Below are 23,305 nucleotides of genomic sequence, written 5' to 3' on the forward strand. Positions count from 1 at the left end.
TTGTCAAGTGCTTGTTGAGTTATTGGTAGAAAAAAGAAAATTTTTTTCAAAGAAATTCTCTAAGTAAATGATATTGCCTGTGGAGAGAACGTGAAGTTTGAAAACAGGAAACACAGAAAAAACAAAAATTTGGATTATTGAAAAAAATATATATCCAGTCTTTGGCAGTTGAGTGAAAATAAAATCGCTGTAACCCTTGTATTTGCTGGGGTGCAGCGATTTTTGTTGCTGTTGCAGACTATAGTATTTTTTTCTTCCTTGTCCATTTTTGGAATTGTTCTCATTTTACTGTTCGTTATGAATTGATAATCCGTTCGGAAACCGGAAACATTCTTCGAGCTGTCATCTGCTTTCATTTACTTTCAAAATTTCACTAACCTGATTATGCAACTATTAAACTCCCGTGCCAAGAATTAACAACCAGATCTGTCCGTAACTGGAACCGTACAAATTGGAAAAGAATGCATAATCATACAAAACCCTGTAAAAAACAGGAATTCAGGCTTGATTATTTATAAAAATGCGGTATAATGTATTCCTAGATACAGTAATAAAAGTAAGAATATTCGTATTTACTGCATAAAAATACAAAAGCAGCGAATAGAAATGAGGAGGAATTTATTATGAAAAAGAAATTAGCAGCAATCGCTATGGCAACTGCTATGGCAGCATCGTTAGCAGCATGCTCTTCCAAACCGGCAGAGACAACCGCAGCCGCAGAGGAGAATGAGGAGACAACCGCAGAGGCAGCAGAGGGCAGCGAGGCAGCAGAGGCTGGCGACAGCGCATTTGCAGGAAAGACTCTGGTTATGTCCACCAACGCTGAGTTCGCACCGTATGAGTACCACGATGGAAATGATATCGTAGGTATCGACGTAGATATTGCAAACGCTATCTGCGAGGATATGGGAGCATCTCTGGAAATCACCGACGTAGCATTCGATTCTATCATCCCGGAGGTTCAGTCTGGCAAAGCTGATTTCGCAGCAGCAGGCATGACCGTTACCGAGGATCGTCAGACCCAGGTGGATTTCTCTGACACTTACGCAACCGGCGTTCAGTCTGTTATCGTAACCGAGGACAGCGACATCAAATCCCTGGATGATTTAAAGGGCAAACAGATCGGTGTTCAGCAGGGTACCACCGGTGACCTTTACTCCACCGATGATTTCGGCGAGGAGAGTGTACAGAGATTTTCCAAGGGCGCAGATGCAGTACAGGCACTGTCCACTGGCAAGATCGATGCAGTTATCATTGACAACAAACCGGCACAGGTATTTGTAGACGAGAACGAGGGCTTAAAGCTTCTGGAAACACCGTATGCAGAAGAAGAGTACGCAATTGCAGTTAAGAAGGGCAATACAGAGCTTCTGGACGCTATCAACGCATCCATCGCAAACCTGGAAGAGTCTGGAAAACTGGATGAGATCGTTGCAAAATACATTACCGCTGAGTAATATAAAAGAGAATTGAAATGAATCGTCAGACGGATGGATTCAGGTGATCCGGAAAACACCCGGAGTGTTTCCGGTATCTGACGGAACGGAAAAAGGTTGCTGCAGAATGGCGAAAACACGGTTCGGCGGCAGCCCTTTTTCAAGTCTATATCATCTTACAAGGAGGAAAACGGATTGGAGAAACTCAAGCAGGCCTTATATTTAAACCTGATCAAGGATGACAGGTGGCAGTATTTGACAGGGGGCCTAAAAAATACCCTGATCATCACGTTATTTGCGACCCTGATCGGCATTGCCCTTGGTCTGCTGATTGCGATTGTCCGTGCGACTCACGACAAAACCGGTAAAATGAAATTTTTAAATGGTGTCTGCCAGGTATATCTGACGGTCATCCGGGGAACGCCGGTTGTCATCCAGTTGATGATTTTCTACTACTGTATTTTTGTATCGCGTGTATTTGCCGGCGTCTTTGTCGGTGTGATCGCGTTTGGTCTTAACTCGGCGGCATATGTAGCGGAGATCTTCCGTTCCGGTATCATGTCGATCGACGAGGGACAGATGGAGGCAGGTCGAAGCCTTGGTTTTAACTATGTCCAGACGATGCGTTATATCATTATGCCGCAGGCGTTTAAAAACGTACTTCCGGCGCTCTGCAATGAGTTTGTTGTTCTTCTGAAAGAGACTTCGGTAGCCGGTTACGTGGCGGTGCAGGATTTGACAAAGGGCGGCGATATCATCCGTTCCAGAACGTATGACGCGTGGACACCGCTTCTGATCGTGGCTGCTGTTTATCTGGCGCTGACGATGATCTTCAACCACTTTGCACAGAATCTGGAAAGGAGCTTGAGAAAGAATGAACGATAACGTACAAAACGGAGAAGTGATAATTGACATCAATGACCTTTCCAAGGCGTTCGGTGATTTAAAGGTCCTGACCAATATTTCCACCCAGATACGCAAGGGGGATGTTGTCTGCGTGATCGGACCATCCGGTTCCGGTAAATCCACATTTCTGCGCTGCATGAACCTGCTGGAAACACCGACCGGCGGACACATCTATTTTGAGGGAACGGATATCACGGATCCGAAGACAAACATTGACAAACTCCGTCAGAAAATGGGAATGGTATTCCAGCAGTTCAACCTGTTCCCGCATATGACGATTCTTGATAATATGACGCTGGCACCGATGAAACTGCTCGGACGCCCGAAGGACGAGGCGGAGACGGAGGCATTGAAACTTCTGGAGCGTGTCGGATTAAAGGAAAAGGCATCCGCCTATCCGGGACAGCTCTCCGGCGGTCAGAAACAGCGTGTGGCGATCGTCCGCGCTCTGGCAATGCATCCGGATGTGATGCTCTTTGACGAGCCAACCTCTGCACTTGACCCGGAGATGGTAGGCGAGGTATTAAACGTAATGCGCCAGCTTGCCGAGGAACACATGACGATGGTCGTGGTTACCCATGAGATGGGCTTCGCCCGCGAGGTAGCAACCCGTGTCATGTTCATGGAGGGCGGCAACTTCATCGAAGAAAACGAACCGAAGGAGTTCTTTGAGCATCCAAAGAGCGAAAGATTGAAGGCATTTTTGAGTAAGGTGCTGTAAGGAAATTTAATATTAGGAAAAGTCCGGTAGGGAGAGAATGTCATAGAACATTTTCTTTCTGCCGGGCTTTTTTTATGCCTGTAATATCTTTATGCGTTTTCTATTATCCATCTGGTTCTTCTAATTTCCGTTTTGAAAAAATGTTTATTTGGAAAGAAAAGTTGTTAAAAAAATTGCAAATATATAAAACCAAATGAAATCTCCCATCGTCTTATTAGTAGAACAGCAGAAAAGGAGGAAGATTCTGAAAAGAAGGCGGAACAGAATGTTGAGACAAAGCTGGACAGTGGGAAGCAGGAGAAAAAAGAGAATGCGGTAGAACGGTCGGTTGAAAACATTAGAACCGATAGCGCTGAGGAAGCACTTCCATATGAGCTCGTGATTGTGGAGGCAGAGAAAAAATAAATCTATAATAAAGGGGAAAGAATTGTGGAAAATGGCAGTTCTTTCCCCTTTTATGGTTTTCACACGCCTGTGCCTACCACGTCACCACCCGGTCAATCACCGTCTGCTGTTCCTGACTCGATTTCATCAGGTAAATCCGGGTTGTTTCGATGCTGTCGTGTCCTAACAGATCCGCCAGCAGGGAAATGTCATTGAACCGTTTCAAAAAATTGATGGCGTAGCGGTGCCGGAAAGAATGCGGGTACATTGTTGCCGGATTGATGCGGTAGCGCTTTGCGATGTTTTTTAACTGCATCTCGATGGCGCGTGCGGAGATGCAGGTGCGGCGGCGGGTCAGGAAGAGAAAGCCGCTGTCGATGCCGTGGGAGGCAAAGTAGGGGATTGCTTCCCCGCAGAGGGAGCGGGGGAAGAACAATCGCCGTATCTTGCCGCCTTTGGAGTAGAGATCGAGATAGCCAAGCTGCAGATCCTCCATTTTGATCTGGCGCAGTTCACTGACGCGAGCGCCGGTGGAGGCGAGAAATCGCACGATGAAATACCAGAAATAATTTTCATCCTTTTTTAGCCGCCGTTTGAGCCGGTCGTAATCTTTCTGGGAGATCACTGTATCAAGGTAGGTGTGCTTCTGCTCCCGGATGGGGCGCAGGCGGTAGTGACCTGTGGGAGTGATGCGGAGTGAATCTGTGGGGGCGGATATGGGTGATTGAAAATTCGCCTTTTCATTATCCAACAATCCACTGTTTTGCATAAAATCCAGAAACCGGTTCATCCCCAGAATCCGCGTATTCACTGTCGATGGCTTATAACATTCCAGCAGCCAGCGCCGGTACGACTGCAGGTGCTCGACCGAAAGGCTGTTATAATGCGCAAAAAACAGCCGGACGGAACAGCTGTAGACCCGGATGGTGCTGGCGGCGTGCCCCTGTTTTTCAAGGTAAATGCCAAAGTCGGAAATAAGTGTTTCAAAATTCATATGTGCTTCATTTCCTCCTCTCTACCAGGTGACTACCCGGTTGACAATCTCATATTGCTCGCTGCTGGAACGACGCAGGTAAATCCGGGTTGTTTCGAGATTTTTGTGTCCAAGCAGATCGGAGAGCAGGGAAATATCGCCGCATTTTTCGATAAAACTCTTGGCAAACCGGTGGCGGAATGCATGCGGATGTACCATTTCCGGTGTCATGTGGTAGGAGAGGGCGATGGTTTTGAGCTGGCTGCGGATGCCGCCTGGAGAGATGGGGGAACCGAAGCGGTTGAGGAAGATGGGACCGTGGGATTTGTGGAGAAAGGAAAGCCATTTGAGGGTATCGGTTCGGAGTGACTGTGGAATGTAGATGCGCCGGACTTTATTTCCTTTGGAATAGATGTCCTTATAGCCGGAGAAAATATCTTCTGCCTGGAACTGAATCACCTCGCTGACCCGGACGCCGGTTGCCGCCATGAAACGGATGAGAAAATAGTAAGTGTACCGTTCATCCCGAAGCAGGCAGCGTTTCAGGTATTCATAATCCGCCTCGCTGATCATGTGATCCAGATATGTTTTCTGCTGGATTTTTACCATGGGAAGATGCCCGGGATAGAGCTTTTTAAAATCCAGGTAGGCATTCAAAGCCCGGATCCGCTGGTTGATGGTCTGCGGCTTGTAGTGCTCGAGCAGAAAGATTTTGTATAGCTTTAAATTGGGGTAAGTAATGTCACGGTAATAGGTAAAATACTGCCGTACAGCATAAGTGTAAGCGCGGAGTGTCTCATCGGCAAGGTTGCGCGTGAGCAGGTAGCGGGCAAATTCGTCCGCGGCCTTTTGGGCTCTTGCAGGTGCGGCAGCACGCGTTTGACCGGAAAGGCGTGGAATGGCAGCAGAAGTTTGCCTGGATGAGAGGGGGAGAGTGTGTTTGCTATGAGCAGCGTGTGGAAAAATATGATTTTCTATCATTTGTGGCATAATATGTAGGAACCTTCTTTCTGTATCATTGAGAAACGTCCATTGGCACAGAAAGAAAACTCTGCCGAGGCGTGGAACACACCGGAACGGATGAAAGGATGAAATGGCAGAGAAATCAATCCGGAATGCTGCTGGACGTTACAAAAGTCAATTATACAGGATTTAAAAGAAAGCGGAGAAAAAAGTGTCTCCGGTGTCTTTATCATACGGATACATTCTTTACAGGTTCATCGGTTTCACAGTTGAATTTCTTCATTAATTCCATCAGGCGGCACAGGCACTCGTCCATCGATGCCAGTTCTTCCGGGGTGTAAGCGCGCAGCCCAAACAGGGTGGAAGACAGCATTTCCTGCTTCATCTGGTTCATCATCTCACGACCGGAATCGCAGATGCGGATGTAGACGCGGCGGCGGTTGGCTGTATCGTGGATCCGCTCGACCAGACCGCGTTCCTCAAGAACCTTGATCATATGGGAGAGCTGCTGCTTTGTGATACTCAGCTTGTCCGCCAGCTCAGACATGGTATAGTCCTGATCTGCCCAGCTGTCGAGCGCGATCAGGGCAAAAAATGGAAGCGAGTTGACTTTCATATCATGGCTTGGCTGGTAGTGGCATTTCGCCAGGGAGAGAAAGCCGAGTGCAAACTCCAGGAAGTGGATACCGGTGTTTTTTAAAAGATTTGAATTTTTTTTGCCTGGATTCATAGGAAAACCTCCAAATTTAAATATCAAAGTAATAAAATGCGGTCCATTTCACAAACATAAATTGCAAACAAGGAAACATCAATTTACTTGTACTCTAGCACATCCAGACAAAAAGATCAACAAATATAAAAAGTAAATAAATATTTACTATTGTGGATTGACAAATAACAAAGAATGCGGTATATGTTAATGTATCACGAAACGATGTGACGGAAACACAGAAACCATCTGTCACAGACTCACAATAAGGAGAACAATCTATGGTAGAGAACACGAACGGCGGCGGAAAGCAGCCGCCCAGAAAATCATTTTTATATTATTATGGATTGGTTATGTTGATTGTCATGCTGTTAAATATTTTCCTCTTTCCATCTATGATGGATCGGACGCAGCAGGTGCGGTTTGACCAGTTCAGCGATCAGTTGAAGGAAGATAATGTCGATGAAGTGTATGTGACGACGAACAATGAGATCGTTTATACGCTGAAAAATGACAATAAAAACACAGCGTGGAATGTCACCTACAAAACCGGCGAGATTCCGGGTGTCAACCTGTATGACCTGCTGGATGGTAAGGACGTGAAATACAGTGCGGAGATCAACACACAGGCGTCACCGCTGCTGAATTTCCTGCTGACCTGGATCCTGCCGCTGATTCTCTTTGTGGGAATCGGACAGCTCATGGGACGTTCGTTGATGAAACGGATGGGTGGCGGACCTGGCAACGCAATGACGTTTGGCAAGTCGAATGCGAAGATTTATGCAGAATCCGAGACGGGTATCACATTTGCAGATGTGGCTGGCGAGGAAGAGGCGAAGGATGCATTAAAAGAGATTGTCGATTTCCTGCATAAGCCGGAAAAATACTCGGAGATCGGTGCGGTGCTGCCGAAGGGCGCCCTGTTAGTCGGACCTCCAGGAACCGGTAAAACGATGCTGGCGAAGGCTGTTGCCGGGGAAGCACACGTTCCGTTCTTCTCGATCTCCGGTTCGGAATTTGTTGAGATGTTTGTCGGCATGGGTGCGGCGAAGGTGCGTGATTTATTTAAACAGGCCAATGAAAAAGCGCCGTGTATCGTATTTATCGACGAGATCGATACGATTGGTAAGAAGCGTGACGGCGCCGGCATGGGCGGCAATGACGAGCGCGAGCAGACGCTGAACCAGCTTCTGACTGAGATGGATGGTTTTGACGGTAAGAAGGGTGTTGTCATTCTGGCGGCGACCAACCGTCCGGAATCCCTCGATCCGGCTCTGCTTCGTCCGGGACGTTTTGACCGCCGGATTCCGGTAGAGCTGCCGGATCTGAAAGGCCGTGAGGCAATTCTGAAAGTCCATGGCAAAAAGGTTAAAGTGGATGAGAGTGTGGATTACAATGAGATCGCCCGTGCCACCAACGGTGCGAGCGGCGCAGAGCTGGCAAACATTGTCAATGAGGCGGCGCTGCGGGCAGTCCGGATGGGACGAAAGACCGTGTCCCAGCAGGATCTGGAAGAGAGTGTCGAGACGGTTATTGCCGGATATCAGAAGAAGGATGCCGGTGTTTCCGGGGATGAGAAGAAGATTGTCTCCTACCATGAGATCGGTCATGCGCTGGTAGCGGCGCTGCAGACGCACTCGGCTCCGGTCCACAAGATCACGATTGTGCCACGAACCTCCGGGGCACTCGGATATACGATGCAGGTGGAGGCGGATCAGCGCTTCCTGATGAGCAGGGAAGAGGCGTTCAACAAGATCGTGACACTGACCGGCGGCCGTGCGGCGGAGGAGCTGATCTTCCATTCTATCACGACAGGGGCTTCGAATGATATCGAACAGGCAACCAAGATCGCCCGTGCGATGGTGACGCGTTACGGCATGAGTGACCATTTCGGCATGGTAGCGCTCGAGACGGTCAACAACGCCTACTTAGGCGGCGATACTTCCCTGGCTTGTTCGGCAGAGACGGCGGCGAGAGTCGATGAGGAAGTGATTGCGCTGGTAAAGAGCGCGTATGAGAAAGCGAAAGCTATTCTTTCCGGGCATGAGGATAAGCTTCATGAGCTGGCAGACTATCTTCTGGATAAGGAGACGATCACCGGTGAGGAGTTTATGAAGATTCTGGAAGAGAAGAAAGAAACTGGCGAGGCAGAGGCTTAAAACGGAGCCGTGTATTATCAAGGTGGACGGTTACGTGTTTGCCGAAGTTATAAGAGAAATCAGTTACAGTGAGCAGAGCAGGTATCAGGCATTTTGAAAGGAAATGTCTGGTGCCTGTTTTTGTGTTATCTGCGTCGAAAAAAGATGCTGGCAGCTGATTCCTCCGGTGTTCCCTTCCTGCATATCGGGGGATTACAGGAGAGAAAAAGAAATAAGTAAAACTTATGAAAAGAGATTAATAAATATCACAGTAAAAATTAGGCAAATTCCTTGAAAATCGTCTGTAAATATGCAATAATATCTCCTGTATCGATCTAAATTTTCGGGAATGCGGTTTTATTTTCGGATTTCAGGTTCTGCGAGGGAATTCTGACAAACGATGAGAAAGGGAGAGAACCGCATTCGCAGGCATTCTTAGGAGGAAATGTTATGAGAAAAGTAGTAAGCGTGTTACTGAGCGCTGCCATGGCGCTGTCCCTGTGTGCAGGCTGTTCTTCTTCGTCTTCTGATACAGCAGATACGAAGGCAGCGGAGGAAAAGGGAGCTGACGCGGCAGACACAGAAGCAGGCGAGGCAGCAGAGGGCGTGATGCCGGCAGTTGCTAAAGAGGATCTGAAGGTCGGAGTGATTCATATTGGAAATCCGGCGGATGGTTCCGGTTACAGCTATACGCATGATCAGGGTATCGTAGCGATGCAGAAAGCCGTTGGTCTGGAGGATGATCAGATTATCCGCAAGAACAACGTAGCGGACGATGATCAGACTGCCATCGAGACGGCAATGCGCGAGTGTGTCGAGGAAGGATGCCAGATTATCTTCGCGACAAGCTGGGGCTACATGGATGCATGCGAGGCACTGGCAGAAGAATATCCGGACGTTATCTTCTCCCATGCAACCGGCTACAAATCCAACGGTGTGAACTTTAACAATTATTTTGGACGGATTTATCAGTCCCGTTACCTCACTGGTATAGCGGCTGGTTTAAAGACAGAGAGCAATAAGATCGGTTATGTCGGCGCCTGGGGCAAGGACAATGCCGAGGTTACCGGCGGATGTGACGCATTTGCAATGGGTGTATATTCTGTAAACCCGGATGCAACCGTTTACATCAAGACCACCAACAGCTGGTACGATCCGGAAGGTGAGAAACAGGCAGCCGTAGCCCTGATCAACGAGGGCTGTGATGTCATTGGACAGCACTGCGATACACCGAACCCGCAGCTGGCAGCTGAGGAAGCTGGCGTATTTGGTGTTGGTTACAACTCTGATATGAGCAAGGATGCTCCGAAGGCAGTTCTGACCTCCACCGTTTGGAACTGGGGCGCTTACTATACCAAAGCTGTACAGGATCTGATTGATGGTACATGGACAGGCGAGAACTACTTCGGCGGTCTGGAGGAAGGTCTGGTAGACATTTCCCCGTTATCTGACCTGTGCGTAGATGGTACGCAGGAGAAGATCGATGAGGCACGTGCGAAGATCGAGTCTGGCGACTGGGATGTATTTGATGGCGTGATCGAGTGCAACGACGGAACCACCGTTGGCACCGAGGGCGAGCATATGTCCGATGCAGATATCACAGGCAATATCCACTGGTACTTCAAGAACATCGTAGAGAAATAATCATGGAATTATATACCTGGAAGCGATGCTGAAACAGGTTCGGAAACGCTTCCGGGTGTTGCAGATTCCAAGAGTATATAACAGATAAAAGGAGGCAGCTTCAAATGGATCCACTTTCATTTGCGGCACCTCTTTTTTCTTTTTTAGAAAATTGATTAAAAAATTGGTTAAATATTCATTTGAGGTGACGATATGACAGAACAGTATGCCATTGAGTGTAGGCAGATCACGAAAGCATTCGGAAGCGTCGTGGCGAACGATAAGATTGATCTGACCGTCCGGTACGGCGAGATTATGGCACTTTTGGGAGAAAATGGTTCCGGTAAGACAACGCTCATGAACATGCTTTCCGGTATCTACCACCCAGATGCCGGTTCGATTCTGGTTGGAGGAAAAGAAGTCTCCATAAATTCGCCGGTAGATTCGAGAAATTTAGGAATAGGTATGATTCATCAGCATTTCAAACTGGTGGATGTGTTCAGTGCGATGGATAATATCGTGCTGGGAACCAAGGGAAAACGGCTGGGAAGAAAGGCGTTGCGGGAAAAAATTGAAGCGCTTGGACAGTCATTTGGACTTGAAATTGAACCGGAGAAAATGGTCTACGACATGTCGGTCAGCGAGAAGCAGACGGTCGAGATCCTGAAGGTATTATATAGAGGCGCCCAGATCCTGATTCTGGACGAGCCAACGGCAGTCCTGACGCCGCAGGAGACGGAGCGGCTGTTTAAAATCCTGCGCCGGATGCGGGAACAGGGCTGTGCGATTATTATTATTACCCATAAATTAAATGAGGTCCTTTCTATCAGTGACCGTGTCACGATTCTGCGAAAAGGAAAGAGCATCGAGACGGTGGAAACTGCCGGATGTGATGAGAAGAAACTTACGGAGCTTATGGTTGGACGACCAATCAGCCTGAATATCGAGCGCCCGGAGATGGAGAAGAGAGAGACTATTTTGAAGATTGTCGATCTGACCGTCGATAAGAGTGACGGCGGCGTGGCGCTGGATGATATTTCTTTTGAGATTAAAACAGGCGAGATTCTGGGCGTTGCCGGTGTTGCCGGAAGCGGCCAGAAAGAACTCTGCGAGACGCTGACCGGGTTGATGGACGCGAAAAAGGGCGCTATTTTGTACCGTAAGGAAAATATCATCGGTAAGACTCCGGCGGAGATCATCCGCCTCGGAATCAGCATGAGTTTCGTGCCGGAGGATCGTCTCGGCATGGGACTGGTTGCTTCAATGGGTATGGTTGATAATATGCTGCTCAAGTCCTATTCGGAAGGGAAAGGATTGTTTGTAGACCGGAAACCGGCGAGGGAGATGGCAGAACGCCTGATCGGAGAACTGGGAATCGTGACGCCGGGCGTTGATACGCCGGTGCGTATGATGTCGGGGGGAAATGTCCAGAAGGTACTTTTGGGACGTGAGATTGAGTCGAGCCCGCAGGTGCTGATCACGGCTTACCCGGTGCGAGGGCTTGATATTAATTCTTCCTATCTGATTTACGACCTCCTGAACCAGCAGAAGAAAAAGGGCGTGGCGGTTGTCTATATCGGTGAGGATCTGGATGTGCTTCTGGAGCTTTCAGACCGGATCATGGTACTCTGCCATGGAAAGATCACGGGTATCGTGGATGCGAAGAAGCTCACGAAAGAACAGCTGGGACTGATGATGACCGGTACCGAAGCGGGCGAGCTGGGGCTGGATAAGAGTATGGCATCCGAAAATAAGGAGGAACAGGCATGAAAGAACCGTGGATCCGTGTTGTAAAAAAGGCGGAACTTGGAAAAAGAGAAACATTGATCCTCCGTCTGGAGGCGATCGTGCTGGCTCTGGTGGCAGGCGGATTCTTTATCCTGCTGATTGGGCAGAATCCATTTGTCATTTATCAGACGATTGTAACCGGAGCGCTGCGAAGCGAGATGGCGATACAGGCAACGGTCAAAATCATGATTCCACTTTTGATTGCGTCGCTGGGTGTGACGCTGGCATTTAAAATGAAATTCTGGAACATCGGAGCCGAGGGACAGATCATTATGGGCGGTATTTTTGCCTCGTATTTTGCACTGTTCCATGCGAACTGGAATCACTGGCTGCTGGTGATCGTGATGTTTCTGGCAGGCGCGATCGGCGGAGGTCTGTGGGGACTCATTCCGGCGTGGTTTAAGACCCGGTATGATACGAACGAGACGCTGTTTACGCTGATGTTAAACTATATCGCACTGAATGTCATCGTATTTTTGAGAGAGGGCGCATGGCGCGACCCAGGTTCCCAGGGATATGCGAAGATTGCCCGTTTCAATAAGAATGCGGCGCTCGATAAGGTGTTCGGCATCCAGTTCGGCTGGGTGATTGCGCTGATTCTTGTGGTAGTGATAGCGGTTTACTTAAATCGTTCCAAGCAGGGATATGAGATCAGCGTCGTGGGAGAGAGCCAGGAGACAGCCCGCTATGCCGGCATGAATGTAAAAAAAGTGGTTCTGCGGACGATGTTTCTGTCCGGCGCTGTCTGCGGCATCGGCGGCATGGTGCAGGCGACCGGTTCGGATGTCACGCTGACGACGGCAGTTGCCGGAGGTGTCGGATTTACGGCGATCATCGTGGCATGGCTGGCACAGTTGAATCCGCCGGTGATTCTGCTGGTTACCTTTTTGTTCAGCGTGCTGGAAAAAGGAAGCAGCGTAGTTCAGTCTTCATTCGGATTGTCCTCGGACTGCGCGGATGTGCTGCAGGGAATCATCCTGTTCTTCATTCTGGGATGTGAACTGTTTATACGGTATCAATTTGTATTTCGCGGAAAAGGAGGTACACGCGCATGAGCAGCGAGATCGTAATTAAATTTCTGGTGGCGGCTGTATTGGCGGGTACGCCTTTCCTGTTTGGCACGGTTGGCGAAATTTTGAGTGAGAAGGTTGGACACCTGAATCTGGGCGTCGAGGGCATGATGTCGATTGGCGCGTGCGCCGGATTCATGGTCGGCTATCAGACGGATAACTTTGTTGCGGCGCTGTTAGCTGCGGCGGTGGCTGGAATGCTGTCGGCATTGATTTACGGTGTTTTGACTGTCACATTTATGGCAAATCAGAACGTAACGGGATTGACCCTGACGATTTTCGGCGTCGGATTAGCCAATTTTATCGGCGTCTTTATGCTGGAAAAATCAGAGAACGGCACCCTGAAACTTCCAGATGCGGTGACGGCACAGATGCGTAACATCCACATCCCGGGACTCAGTGATCTGCCGGTGGTCGGAGAATTATTATTCTCCTATAACCCGTTCGTTTATCTTGGAATCATCATCGCGATTGTGGCGAGTTTCTACTTATATAAAACACAGGTTGGTTTAAATGTGCAGGCGATCGGAGAAAATCCGGGCGCAGCAGATGCGGCAGGTATCGAAGTTACAAAGTGGAGATACATTAATATCCTGCTATCCGGTGCGATCTGCGGTATCGGCGGCGCATATTGCTCGATGATCATCAACGGCGGCGTGTGGCTGCGCGACAGCGTCGGCGGTCTTGGCTGGATTTCCGTTGCCCTCGTTATCTTCGCGGCGTGGAAGCCGATCAATGTTATTTACGGTTCCTTTATTTTCGGGGCGCTGCGCGTGCTGAAATACTATGTGCCGAAAAACACGTATGCGATTCCAACGGCATTTTTCGATGCCCTTCCGTTCATTATCACTGCATTGGTGCTGGTGATCGCGTCGATGCGTAAGAATAAAGGGGCACATATCCCGGCGCATCTGGGCGAGAATTATTTCCGGGAGGAACGGTAGGAAAATGAAGGGGAACTTATAGGATTTGTGGGAGGGCTGCAAAAAGTAGTCACATGAAATAATAAGGGAAGCCCTTGATAGGTGATGTCAGATGGCGGCTTGAGATGATAGGACGACATCAGAAATGATATATAAATAATAGAAAAGACGGTTGTTTGTCAAAGATTTTAAAGGGATAGAACAGAAAGATCGGACGAAAACCGTCTTTTTCTGTTTGAAATGGAAGGAAAGGTTATAAAACGATGTGGCAGGTTCGGAAATTCAGAAGATAAAAGGAAGAATTTGAAAAATGAATTTCGGACATAGAAAGGCTGATGGGAGGAAAATCTATGATTGCATCGAAACAGATTGCAGAAAATTATGTGGAGACGGGCAGAAAAAAGGCGGAACTTCCGGTGTCTCATATGCTGATACTCGGCTTTTTCGCCGGAATGTTCATCGCGCTGGCAGGCGCGGGGGCTTCGGTTGCCTCGGCAGCAATGACAAATGCCTCGGCATCGCGGATTGCTTCGGCACTCGTATTCCCGGCAGGATTGGCGCTGGTGGTCTGCACCGGGGCGGAACTTTTCACTGGGAACTGCCTGATGACGATCTCGGCGCTGCAGAAACGGATTTCCGTGGGCGGGCTGTTTAAAAATCTTCTGTTTGTCTATCTGGGAAATCTGATTGGCGCGATCTTTGTGGCGGTTTTATTTGTCTACGGGCATATTCCAAGCCTGTACGGCGGCGATCTGGCGCAGGTTCTTCTGAATACAGCCGTTTCCAAGGTGACCCTGACTCTGCCGGAGGTGCTGTGCCGTGCGATCCTCTGTAATGTGCTGGTTTGTATTGCAGTCTGGGCGGCGATGAGCTCCGAGCAGGTATCTGGCAAAATTCTGGCGCTTTATCCGCCGGTGGCGATTTTCATTCTCTGCGGCTTCGAGCATTGCATCGCCAATATGTTTTACATCCCGGCGGGGCTGATGATCATGGGCGAGTACGGTCTGGCAGCGGAAGGGCTGACGATCGGAACCTTTATTCTCAATAATCTGATTCCGGCTACGATCGGAAATATGATCGGCGGGATGCTGGTGATTGGAGGCGGGTACTGGCTGGTGTATCTTCGGGGAACGAAAAATCGTGAAATAAAATGAATGCGTGAAAAAATGAAATAGGGCGAAAGGGTATTTTTGTCTGGTCTCCATGCTAGGTTTGGAGCCGGGCGGAGGTGCCCTTTTTGTATTAGAATTGATGAAAAGTTTGACTTCTATTCCCAAGGAATATCTATGTTTAGCTGATTCAATTTTATCAAACAGAACAAATGTTTGCAAAGACTTTTGGAATGTGTTATACTAAGCATAATTACAGGGAAGACTGTGACTATAATGACTATAAAATAAGTCAGCAGCGACATGATAAAACAGAGCAGAGTCAATGATAATTGAGGTACAGATATGGCGAAGCAATATATAAAGATACGAGGTGCCAATGAGCACAATCTGAAAAACATTTCCATTGATATTCCGAGAAATGAGCTGGTCGTCCTGACCGGACTTTCTGGTTCGGGTAAATCATCTCTGGCATTTGACACGATCTATGCCGAAGGGCAGCGGCGGTATATGGAGTCCCTGTCGTCCTATGCGCGTCAGTTCTTAGGTCAGATGGAAAAGCCGGATGTCGAGAGCATCGAGGGTTTGTCCCCGGCGATCTCTATCGACCAGAAATCGACGAACCGGAATCCGCGTTCGACGGTCGGTACAGTGACGGAGATCTATGATTATATGCGTCTTTTGTACGCACGGATCGGTATTCCGCATTGCCCGAAGTGCGGTCGTGAGATCCGCCGTCAGACGGTCGATCAGATGGTTGACCAGATCATGGCGCTGCCGGAGCGCACGAAGATCCAGCTTCTTGCCCCGGTCGTGCGCGGGCGGAAAGGACGCCACGAGAAAGTGCTGGAGCAGGCAAAGAAGAGCGGCTATGTCCGTGTGCGGGTGGACGGCAGCTTATACGAGCTTTCCGAGGAGATCACGCTGGATAAAAACATCAAGCACAATATTGAGATTGTGGTCGATCGTCTGGTGGTCAAGCCGGGGATTGAGAAACGCCTCTCGGATTCGATTGAGACGGTCATGGGACTTTCCAATGGCCTGATGCTGGCCGATACGGCGGTTCGGGATGAAAACGGCGAAGAAAAGCACGATACCCTGACGTTCAGTCAGAATTTCTCCTGTCCGGACTGCGGCATCAGCGTGGATGAGGTCGAGCCGCGCAGCTTCTCCTTCAACAATCCGTTCGGCGCGTGTCCGGATTGTTTCGGACTTGGTTATAAGATGGAGTTTGACGAGGATCTGATGATTCCGGACAAGAGTTTGAGCATCAACCAGGGTGCGATCACGGCGATGGGATGGCAGTCCTGCACGGACAAAACGAGCTTTTCCGGCGCGATCTTAAATGCATTGGCAAAAGAATACGATTTCAGTCTGGATACTCCGTTTGAGGATTATCCGAAGGAGATCCATGATATTTTAATTTACGGAACCGGCGGCAAGGTTGTGAAGGTGTATTACCGTGGACAGCGTGGCGAGGGAATTTATGATATTGCCTTTGAGGGGCTGATTCAGAGCATGAACCGCAAATACCGTGAGACGTTCTCTGATTCAATGAAGGCGGAATATGAGACATTTATGCGGATCACACCGTGTCCAACCTGCAAGGGGCAGCGGTTAAAAAAAGAATCTCTGGCGGTCACGGTCGGCGGGAAAAATATTTTCGAGGCGACCGATATGTCGATCGTCAAATTCCGCGAATTTATCGATGCGTTGGAGTTGACGCCGATGCAGCAGGCGATTGGTGCACCGATTTTGAAAGAAATTCGGGCGAGAATCAGCTTTCTTATCAATGTCGGTCTGGAATATCTTTCCCTGTCGCGTGCGACTGGCACGCTGTCCGGAGGCGAGGCGCAGCGAATCCGCCTGGCAACCCAGATCGGATCCGGTCTGGTCGGTGTGGCATATATTCTGGACGAGCCGAGTATCGGACTTCACCAGCGGGACAACGACAAGCTTCTGGATACCCTAAAACACCTGCGGGATCTGGGAAATTCAGTTCTGGTGGTTGAGCACGATGAAGACACGATGCGCGCGGCAGACTGTATCGTGGACATCGGTCCGGGCGCGGGCGAACACGGCGGCGAGGTCGTGGCGATCGGCACAGCGGAAGAGATCATGAAAAATGAAAAATCGATTACCGGTGCATATTTGAGCGGGCGCATTCAGATTCCGGTGCCGTCCGAGCGGCGGAAACCGACGGGATGGCTTACTGTCAGAGGAGCGGCAGAAAATAATCTGAAAAATATCGATGTTAAATTTCCGCTGGGCGTGATGACCTGCGTGACGGGCGTTTCTGGTTCGGGAAAGAGCTCACTTGTCAATGAGATTCTTTATAAAGCGCTGGCAAAGAAGCTGAACCGCGCACACACGATTCCGGGAAAACATAAGTCCATTGAGGGCGTCGAGCAGCTCGATAAGATTATCGCGATCGACCAGTCTCCGATCGGGCGGACGCCGCGTTCCAATCCGGCAACCTATACGGGGGCATTTGATCTGATCCGGGATCTGTTTGCGGCATCTACGGATGCCAAGGCAAAAGGCTACAATAAAGGACGTTTCAGCTTCAATAAAAAAGGCGGGCGCTGTGAGGCGTGCTCCGGCGACGGCATCATCAAGATCGAGATGCATTTCCTGCCGGATATCTATGTGCCGTGTGAGGTTTGCGGCGGCAAGCGCTATAACCGGGAAACGCTGGAGGTCAAATATAAGGGGAAAAGCATCTATGATGTCCTCAATATGACGGTCGAGGAGGCGATGAAATTCTTCGAAAATGTGCCCTCCATACACCGGAAGATTGCGACACTCTACGATGTAGGACTTTCCTATATCCGTCTGGGACAGCCATCCACCGAGCTGTCCGGTGGAGAGGCACAGCGAATCAAGCTGGCGACGGAGTTGAGCAAGCGTGGAACCGGCAAGACGATCTATATTCTGGACGAACCGACTACGGGACTTCATTTTGCCGATGTACACCGTCTGATTGAGATATTAAGACGTTTGTCGGATGGTGGAAATACCGTGGTTGTCATTGAGCATAACCTGGATGTCATCAAAACTGCTGACTACCTGATCGACATCGGACCGGAAGGCGGCGAGGGCGGCGGAACCGTGATTGCGAAAGGAACACCGGAAGAGGTGGCAGCGACGCCGGGATCGTATACGGGGAAGTATGTGAAGAAATATTTAAATGTTTAGGACAATAAGCGGGAATCCTCGGCAATTCAATTACCGAGATGAAAGCGCAGGGGGTGCATATCTGCACAATGCAAATAGTATAATAATTCTCATCCTTTGCTCTCAGTTGAGAAGCCCCACCTCTTTAGGTGGCGAGTAATAACAAATTTGTCTCAGTGGGAGTTAGGTCTCCGGTTGAGATAAACGCTCCGCGAGGATGCGCAGTGATTCTGCATAGAATATGCATTTTTACTTGCGGATAGAAATTTTCTGCACTGAAAATTCCGTACGATATCATACTGGTAGCGGATTTTGCCGATGCTTCGCTGACCAGAATCACGCGCCAAGTCTCACGGATGTTCGACTTGAATTGAATCGAAAAGTATTTTTCTGGAAAAAGTGCCTGAAAATACCGTAAAAATGGCTTGTCTTTAATTGCCGGGTATTTTATAATAAAAGTTACAGGAATTGACAGGAAGAGAACGTGGTATAGCTGCTGAACAGATTGCGACCGGTTATTTTTCGATTGGCGGCGATGGGGCTGGAACGGAGTGATTACCTGCGGTAGCAGTATGACTGTTACAGTTCACATGTTGTGCAAGCGTGTGACCATAAATCCTGGAAGTTGATTCGAAGCTACAAGTTGATGAAGTACGGATCGCAGCATAAAATTATAGGAGGAATACTCGTGGAGAAAGAGATGATCATTGTACTGGACTTTGGCGGACAGTACAATCAGTTGATTGCCAGAAGAGTAAGAGAGTGTAACGTATATTGTGAGGTTCATCCTTACACCCTGCCGCTGGAAAAAATCAAAGAGATGAACCCGAAGGGTATCATTTTCACCGGCGGACCGAACAGTGTATACAAGGAGGAATCTCCGAGATGTTCAAAGGAAATCTTTGATCTGGGAATCCCGGTACTGGGTATCTGCTATGGCGCACAGCTGATGTCCTACCTGTTAGGTGGCGAGGTTGCCACAGCACCGGTCAGTGAATACGGAAAGACTGAGGTAGAGGTAGACACAACATCTAAGCTGTATGAGGGTGTATCCCCGAAGACCATATGCTGGATGAGCCATACCGACTATATTTCCAAGATGCCGGAAGGTTTCCGTGTGACAGCCCATACTCCGGTCTGCCCGATTGCAGGTATGGAAAATGAAGAAAAAGGCTGGTACGGCATCCAGGCACATCCGGAGGTACTTCATACACAGGAAGGCTCCAAGATGCTGCATAACTTTGTATACAGTGTCTGCCATTGTGCAGGTGACTGGAAGATGGATGCGTTCGTAGAGAAATCCATCGAAGAAATCCGTAAAAAAGTAGGAAATGGTCGTGCCCTTCTGGCTCTGTCCGGCGGTGTAGACTCTTCCGTAGCAGGCGTCCTGATGGCGAAAGCGATCGGCGACCAGCTGACCTGCGTATTCGTCGATCACGGTCTGCTTCGTAAAAACGAGGGTGACGAGGTAGAGGCAGTATTTGGTCCGAACGGTCCGTACAAGCTGAACTTCATCCGTGTCAATGCACAGCAGCGTTTCTACGATAAGCTGGCAGGTGTAACCGATCCGGAGCGCAAGCGTAAGATCATCGGCGAAGAGTTCATCCGCGTATTTGAGGAGGAAGCAAAGAAGATTGGCAAAGTAGATTACTTCGTACAGGGTACGATTTACCCGGATGTGATTGAGTCCGGTCTTGGAAAATCCGCTGTTATCAAGTCCCACCACAACGTAGGCGGACTTCCGGAACACGTAGATTTCAAGGAGATCATCGAGCCGCTGCGTATGCTGTTTAAAGATGAGGTCCGCCGCGCCGGTCTGGAGCTTGGTATTCCGGAAAATCTGGTATACCGTCAGCCGTTCCCGGGTCCGGGACTTGGCGTTCGTATCATCGGTGAGGTAACCGCAGAGAAGGTACGCATCGTACAGGATGCAGACGCTATCTACCGCGAGGAGATCGCAAAAGCAGGTATCGACCGCACACTCGGTCAGTACTTCGCAGCCCTGACCAATATGCGTTCCGTAGGCTGCATGGGCGATGTCAGAACTTATGACTATGCCATCGCACTTCGTGCCGTCCTCACATCCGACTTCATGACCGCAGAATCCGCAGAACTTCCGTGGGAAGTACTTGGAAAAGTCACAAGCCGAATTGTCAATGAGGTAAAAGGTGTAAACCGCGTACTGTATGATTGTACGGGGAAACCGCCGGCTACGATTGAGTTTGAGTAGTAAACAGAGCTTCAGAAACAGCGAAAACAAGCCGTTTCTGGAGCTTTTTTGTTAGGGCAAGACCCTGTTTCCAGGATGGAATTTTTCGTGTTCCGAAAAATGGAATGCTGGAAACAAATAAACCACTTGCTATGCGAGTGGTTGGAAATGCTTTAGCTTACAGAAAAAATCTCCAGTGCTATAATAATGTTGGTTCGCCAACCACATTACAAGCAGAGGTATCCATATGGATATGAATAGTTTAGCACACACCAAATGGAATTGTAAGTATCACATTGTATTTGCACCAAAGTATCGTAGAAAAATAATATATGGACAGCTAAAGCGTGATTTAGGTAACTTCCATTTTAAAGAAGGTGGACAGAATTATCATTCTGTAGGTGAGGTGGATGAAATTCAAGTGATTATTCAGGATAGTGGTTCTGTAAAAGCACCTGAATATTCTCATACAGCGAGTAGGTCATATGCCATTGTGCAAAATGGTAAACTTAAGCATCTTACATTTTATGATGAAACACACAGTCAGGTAGTCAGTATTGATCTGATGCATCAGCATCACGGCTTGTATTTGCTTAGGCATAACAATCACTCAGGAGATTATTAGTATTGTAAAGATAGAACATGAAATTAATGTCGAGGGAGAGCATAGACAAGAAGATGCAATTAAGAAAATAGAGTCAGAAAGCATTACAAGAATATAATACTCAAGGTTGGTTTTATCAACTGCAGAAATGGATATTACTCACATTTTTTGTAACAATGAAATTTTAGAAGAATACACATAAAGGAGAGAAGGTTTATGTCACATATTAATTTTGATTTTCTGACGGAAAGCTTTTTGTTTGGTTATGGGTTGGAGGACAATTTCAGTGCGTTAAGCGATTATGAATTAGAGAAAGAATTGAACAGATACAGAGAATATGTTATTTCAAACATGGGGGAAATTTGTAGAGAAATAATATTTGATTCAAGAAAAATTGCAGTGACCATAGAATCTTTTTCGGAACGACCAAGAGAAGAATTGTTAAAGCAGCTGGCTCTTTATGTAGATGTAGTAACTATTTCAGATCCATTATTTGAATTAACCGAGAAAAAAAGCAATTCTACTAAAGTTATGGCTGAATATTATGGAATGAATAGTGATAATACTATTGATAGAGAACAGTTGGTAGCTGCTTTAAAATATATGAAGGAAAGCACAATACTGGTTGTATGCAACTATGTAAAATATATTCCCATTTCATATCTACATGAGGCACCAATGAATGTGCCTATTACTTATGATGCAAATAACTATAGCAAGAGTCTGCCTCAACCTATAATGGATTTTCTTAAAAAGAATGTTCAAGTACATAACACAGTTAGGATGGATGGAGGTTTACGTGTTGAGTTAGACAAACCATTGACTAGAGGAACAGGATTATTCATCCATTTCCCTGATTGTGGATTTAGAAATGGAGAAATTGTTCAATATCAAGAGAGTGAAGTAGTTGATTTTGATGAAAATACAAGAAAGGCCACATTTAGGTTTTTTACACCTGACAATATTTCACAGGATACTTTTAATATTTGGTTAGATCAATCGGTAAATAAAGCATGTTTACATATGTATGATGAAACTTTTCAAGAAGTTTATTTAGCAAGTAGATTAAATACAATGTATCTAACGCAATCTACATTGAAGGCACAATTGCTGTCAAAAGAGATGGGGAAACAATCTGTTGATAGCCAGATTGCCAATATGGCTCTTCGACTTGATGTTCCAGTATTAGAGAGTAGTAAAATAACTGATATTATTAGTATTCGAAATGATTATGGAGAGAGTTTTGCAAATTTTAGAACTGAACTTGGCGAAAAATTATTACATTTGTCAAATATAAAGGACAATGAACAATTAGAAAATGAATTGCAAGAAGTGACATATGCGATTAATGAAACATATATAAATCAAATAAATCGAGAAACGCGTTCGATAATCAGATCCCTTGGGATAGAAACAACGATAGCAACTGGCTCATTGCTTACAAATAGTATGATGAGTGGAAATAATATGTTAAGCTTAATTGCGGCGTCAGTAGCTGCAATTGGTGGAATAAAAGACACAGTCAAGTTATTTGGTGATGTGAGAGAGAGACCTGGATATTTTCTTTGGAAATTGAATAAAGAAAATAAGCAGAATAAAAGGTAATTGAATGATATATAAGATGTTGGTAAGTTGTGGTGATGAATACTTGGGATTTACCACTTGTAAATTAACTTCATCAGAGTCATAATACCAGTAGGAACATTGATATCCATTCGTGATACCCGAATGATACCTGAAATTTTGAAAACTGAAAATAATAAAGAGAAATAGACGAAAAGACGTTGTTTTCAGAAGCAAAAATCGACTCAAACACAGGAAATAACTTAACCTGTAGGGAGTTTGAATAGTATAATAAAGCCCAGAAGCCTTATAAATCAAAGGTTTCTGGGCTTTGTGCTTGCAAAATGCTTGCAGTTTGAGGAAAATGCAACGAATAAATAAGCGAGGAGCCGATAAGGCTCCTTATTTTTTTGCGCTTTGTATGAGCATTTGAGAATCAACCATTCGGAGTTCCAATTCTTGCTCAATTTCATCAGCACGGTTAAGTAAAAATGCTTTTGTCGTTTCATCTGGAGAAAATTGAGCTTCATCTCTTAAATGGTCGATGATAACTTTACTATCTGCCCATTCCTTTAGAAAATGCTTTAATACAGGAGAATCAAAGGATATGGTCAGAGTATTTAGGTCAAATTTTCCATCAGCATCTTTGTTACCATGAAACTGAACTTTGCCAACTTTGGAGATGGCAAATAGATAAGGTGCAACTTCTCCGATGGTTTCTAAATGAATGTCTTGAAAAGAGGTGATACTAATATGTAAGGCATCAGCAATGCGTTGTAAAGGTTCTTGTTTGGGATTTCTATTACCTGTTTCATATTTTTTTAGTGTACCCAGAGGAATACCAGAAAAATCCGCAAGTTGTTGTTGAGTTAACCCACGGAGTTCTCTATAATATCTGATTTTTTCACTGACATTCATAATAATATCTCCAATCATATTTTTTTTATTCTAATACATTGTACATACATTGTCAAGAACAAAATGAGAACCAAGACACAATAAAGATTGA

16 protein-coding genes and 1 pseudogene are annotated in these 23,305 nt (G+C 47.1%); 13 read left to right on the plus strand and 4 right to left on the minus strand.

Annotated elements, in window-relative coordinates; all coding sequences use genetic code 11:
* The first annotated feature begins 623 nt into the window (after positions 1-623).
* The 3 genes from PG862_RS08870 to PG862_RS08880 all read left to right on the plus strand — a co-directional run bounded on the left by PG862_RS08870 (position 624) and on the right by PG862_RS08880 (position 3,063).
* On the plus strand, positions 624-1,457 hold the full coding sequence (locus tag PG862_RS08870; RefSeq protein ID WP_270707160.1) for a basic amino acid ABC transporter substrate-binding protein: 834 nt from the start codon (positions 624-626) through the stop codon (positions 1,455-1,457).
* Between the two features lie 174 nt (positions 1,458-1,631).
* A complete protein-coding gene (locus tag PG862_RS08875) occupies positions 1,632-2,321 on the plus strand; it encodes an amino acid ABC transporter permease (RefSeq protein WP_022360148.1) in 690 nt (229 codons plus the stop codon).
* 19 nt (positions 2,322-2,340) lie between these two features.
* Positions 2,341-3,063, plus strand: coding sequence for an amino acid ABC transporter ATP-binding protein (locus PG862_RS08880; protein WP_181357209.1), 723 nt, complete (start codon positions 2,341-2,343; stop codon positions 3,061-3,063).
* A 478-nt stretch (positions 3,064-3,541) separates the two neighbouring features.
* Here the strand turns inward: PG862_RS08880 and PG862_RS08885 are convergent, their stop codons facing one another.
* The 3 genes from PG862_RS08885 to PG862_RS08895 all read right to left on the minus strand — a co-directional run bounded on the left by PG862_RS08885 (position 3,542) and on the right by PG862_RS08895 (position 6,113).
* Positions 3,542-4,441 (minus strand): tyrosine-type recombinase/integrase, encoded by a 900-nt coding sequence (locus tag PG862_RS08885; RefSeq protein ID WP_118673069.1) that lies wholly within the window; start codon positions 4,439-4,441, stop codon positions 3,542-3,544.
* A gap of 21 nt (positions 4,442-4,462) precedes the next feature.
* The gene (locus PG862_RS08890; RefSeq protein WP_270707161.1) at positions 4,463-5,410 is read right to left on the minus strand and encodes a tyrosine-type recombinase/integrase; all 948 of its coding nucleotides are present in this window, start codon (positions 5,408-5,410) and stop codon (positions 4,463-4,465) included.
* Positions 5,411-5,612: 202 nt separating this feature from the next.
* Positions 5,613-6,113 (minus strand): MarR family winged helix-turn-helix transcriptional regulator, encoded by a 501-nt coding sequence (locus PG862_RS08895; RefSeq protein ID WP_118481915.1) that lies wholly within the window; start codon positions 6,111-6,113, stop codon positions 5,613-5,615.
* Between the two features lie 260 nt (positions 6,114-6,373).
* On the opposite strand from PG862_RS08895, the gene ftsH reads away from it, so the two are divergent.
* From ftsH to PG862_RS08945, 10 genes and pseudogenes are all read left to right on the plus strand, one after another.
* Positions 6,374-8,251: an ATP-dependent zinc metalloprotease FtsH gene (gene ftsH / locus PG862_RS08900; RefSeq protein WP_270707163.1), complete on the plus strand. Its 1,878-nt coding sequence runs from the start codon at positions 6,374-6,376 to the stop codon at positions 8,249-8,251.
* A 429-nt stretch (positions 8,252-8,680) separates the two neighbouring features.
* The gene (locus PG862_RS08905) at positions 8,681-9,874 is read left to right on the plus strand and encodes a BMP family ABC transporter substrate-binding protein (RefSeq protein ID WP_107000564.1); all 1,194 of its coding nucleotides are present in this window, start codon (positions 8,681-8,683) and stop codon (positions 9,872-9,874) included.
* Positions 9,875-10,066: 192 nt separating this feature from the next.
* Positions 10,067-11,623: an ABC transporter ATP-binding protein gene (locus PG862_RS08910; RefSeq protein ID WP_270707173.1), complete on the plus strand. Its 1,557-nt coding sequence runs from the start codon at positions 10,067-10,069 to the stop codon at positions 11,621-11,623.
* Positions 11,620-12,696, plus strand: a complete 1,077-nt coding sequence (locus PG862_RS08915) for an ABC transporter permease (RefSeq protein WP_022360157.1) — start codon at positions 11,620-11,622, stop codon at positions 12,694-12,696. Before PG862_RS08910 ends, PG862_RS08915 begins: the two co-directional genes overlap by 4 nt.
* Complete coding sequence (locus PG862_RS08920) at positions 12,693-13,655, plus strand: ABC transporter permease (RefSeq protein WP_022360158.1); 963 nt, start codon at positions 12,693-12,695, stop codon at positions 13,653-13,655. Before PG862_RS08915 ends, PG862_RS08920 begins: the two co-directional genes overlap by 4 nt.
* Before the next feature lie 329 nt (positions 13,656-13,984).
* On the plus strand, positions 13,985-14,788 hold the full coding sequence (locus tag PG862_RS08925; protein ID WP_182427373.1) for a formate/nitrite transporter family protein: 804 nt from the start codon (positions 13,985-13,987) through the stop codon (positions 14,786-14,788).
* Positions 14,789-15,088: 300 nt separating this feature from the next.
* Positions 15,089-17,941, plus strand: a complete 2,853-nt coding sequence (gene uvrA, locus PG862_RS08930) for an excinuclease ABC subunit UvrA (RefSeq protein ID WP_118638390.1) — start codon at positions 15,089-15,091, stop codon at positions 17,939-17,941.
* A gap of 679 nt (positions 17,942-18,620) precedes the next feature.
* Positions 18,621-20,150: a glutamine-hydrolyzing GMP synthase gene (guaA, locus tag PG862_RS08935; protein WP_022360160.1), complete on the plus strand. Its 1,530-nt coding sequence runs from the start codon at positions 18,621-18,623 to the stop codon at positions 20,148-20,150.
* Positions 20,151-20,376: 226 nt separating this feature from the next.
* Positions 20,377-20,487 (plus strand): annotated as a pseudogene (locus tag PG862_RS08940) (transposase); the annotation flags it as partial.
* A 462-nt stretch (positions 20,488-20,949) separates the two neighbouring features.
* On the plus strand, positions 20,950-22,338 hold the full coding sequence (locus PG862_RS08945; protein WP_270487746.1) for a hypothetical protein: 1,389 nt from the start codon (positions 20,950-20,952) through the stop codon (positions 22,336-22,338).
* 360 nt (positions 22,339-22,698) lie between these two features.
* Here PG862_RS08945 and PG862_RS08950 read toward each other — a convergent pair whose 3' ends face one another.
* Positions 22,699-23,214 carry a helix-turn-helix domain-containing protein gene (locus tag PG862_RS08950; RefSeq protein WP_182432652.1) on the minus strand — a complete coding sequence of 172 codons (516 nt, stop codon included), beginning with the start codon at positions 23,212-23,214 and terminating at the stop codon, positions 22,699-22,701.
* Between the last annotated feature and the right edge of the window lie 91 nt (positions 23,215-23,305).

The sequence above is a fragment of the Clostridium fessum genome, from assembly GCF_027698965.1.
In the GTDB taxonomy this organism is placed as follows: domain Bacteria; phylum Bacillota; class Clostridia; order Lachnospirales; family Lachnospiraceae; genus Otoolea; species Otoolea fessa.

Coding starts and splice junctions, on each gene's coding strand:
- PG862_RS08870 (WP_270707160.1), top strand. CDS start 624: ATGAAAAAGAAATTAGCAGCAATCGCTATGGCAACTGCTATGGCAGCA.
- PG862_RS08885 (WP_118673069.1), bottom strand. CDS start 4,441: ATGAATTTTGAAACACTTATTTCCGACTTTGGCATTTACCTTGAAAAA.
- PG862_RS08890 (WP_270707161.1), bottom strand. CDS start 5,410: ATGCCACAAATGATAGAAAATCATATTTTTCCACACGCTGCTCATAGC.
- PG862_RS08895 (WP_118481915.1), bottom strand. CDS start 6,113: ATGAATCCAGGCAAAAAAAATTCAAATCTTTTAAAAAACACCGGTATC.
- ftsH (WP_270707163.1), top strand. CDS start 6,374: ATGGTAGAGAACACGAACGGCGGCGGAAAGCAGCCGCCCAGAAAATCA.
- PG862_RS08905 (WP_107000564.1), top strand. CDS start 8,681: ATGAGAAAAGTAGTAAGCGTGTTACTGAGCGCTGCCATGGCGCTGTCC.
- PG862_RS08910 (WP_270707173.1), top strand. CDS start 10,067: ATGACAGAACAGTATGCCATTGAGTGTAGGCAGATCACGAAAGCATTC.
- PG862_RS08915 (WP_022360157.1), top strand. CDS start 11,620: ATGAAAGAACCGTGGATCCGTGTTGTAAAAAAGGCGGAACTTGGAAAA.
- PG862_RS08920 (WP_022360158.1), top strand. CDS start 12,693: ATGAGCAGCGAGATCGTAATTAAATTTCTGGTGGCGGCTGTATTGGCG.
- PG862_RS08925 (WP_182427373.1), top strand. CDS start 13,985: ATGATTGCATCGAAACAGATTGCAGAAAATTATGTGGAGACGGGCAGA.
- uvrA (WP_118638390.1), top strand. CDS start 15,089: ATGGCGAAGCAATATATAAAGATACGAGGTGCCAATGAGCACAATCTG.
- guaA (WP_022360160.1), top strand. CDS start 18,621: ATGATCATTGTACTGGACTTTGGCGGACAGTACAATCAGTTGATTGCC.
- PG862_RS08945 (WP_270487746.1), top strand. CDS start 20,950: ATGTCACATATTAATTTTGATTTTCTGACGGAAAGCTTTTTGTTTGGT.
- PG862_RS08950 (WP_182432652.1), bottom strand. CDS start 23,214: ATGAATGTCAGTGAAAAAATCAGATATTATAGAGAACTCCGTGGGTTA.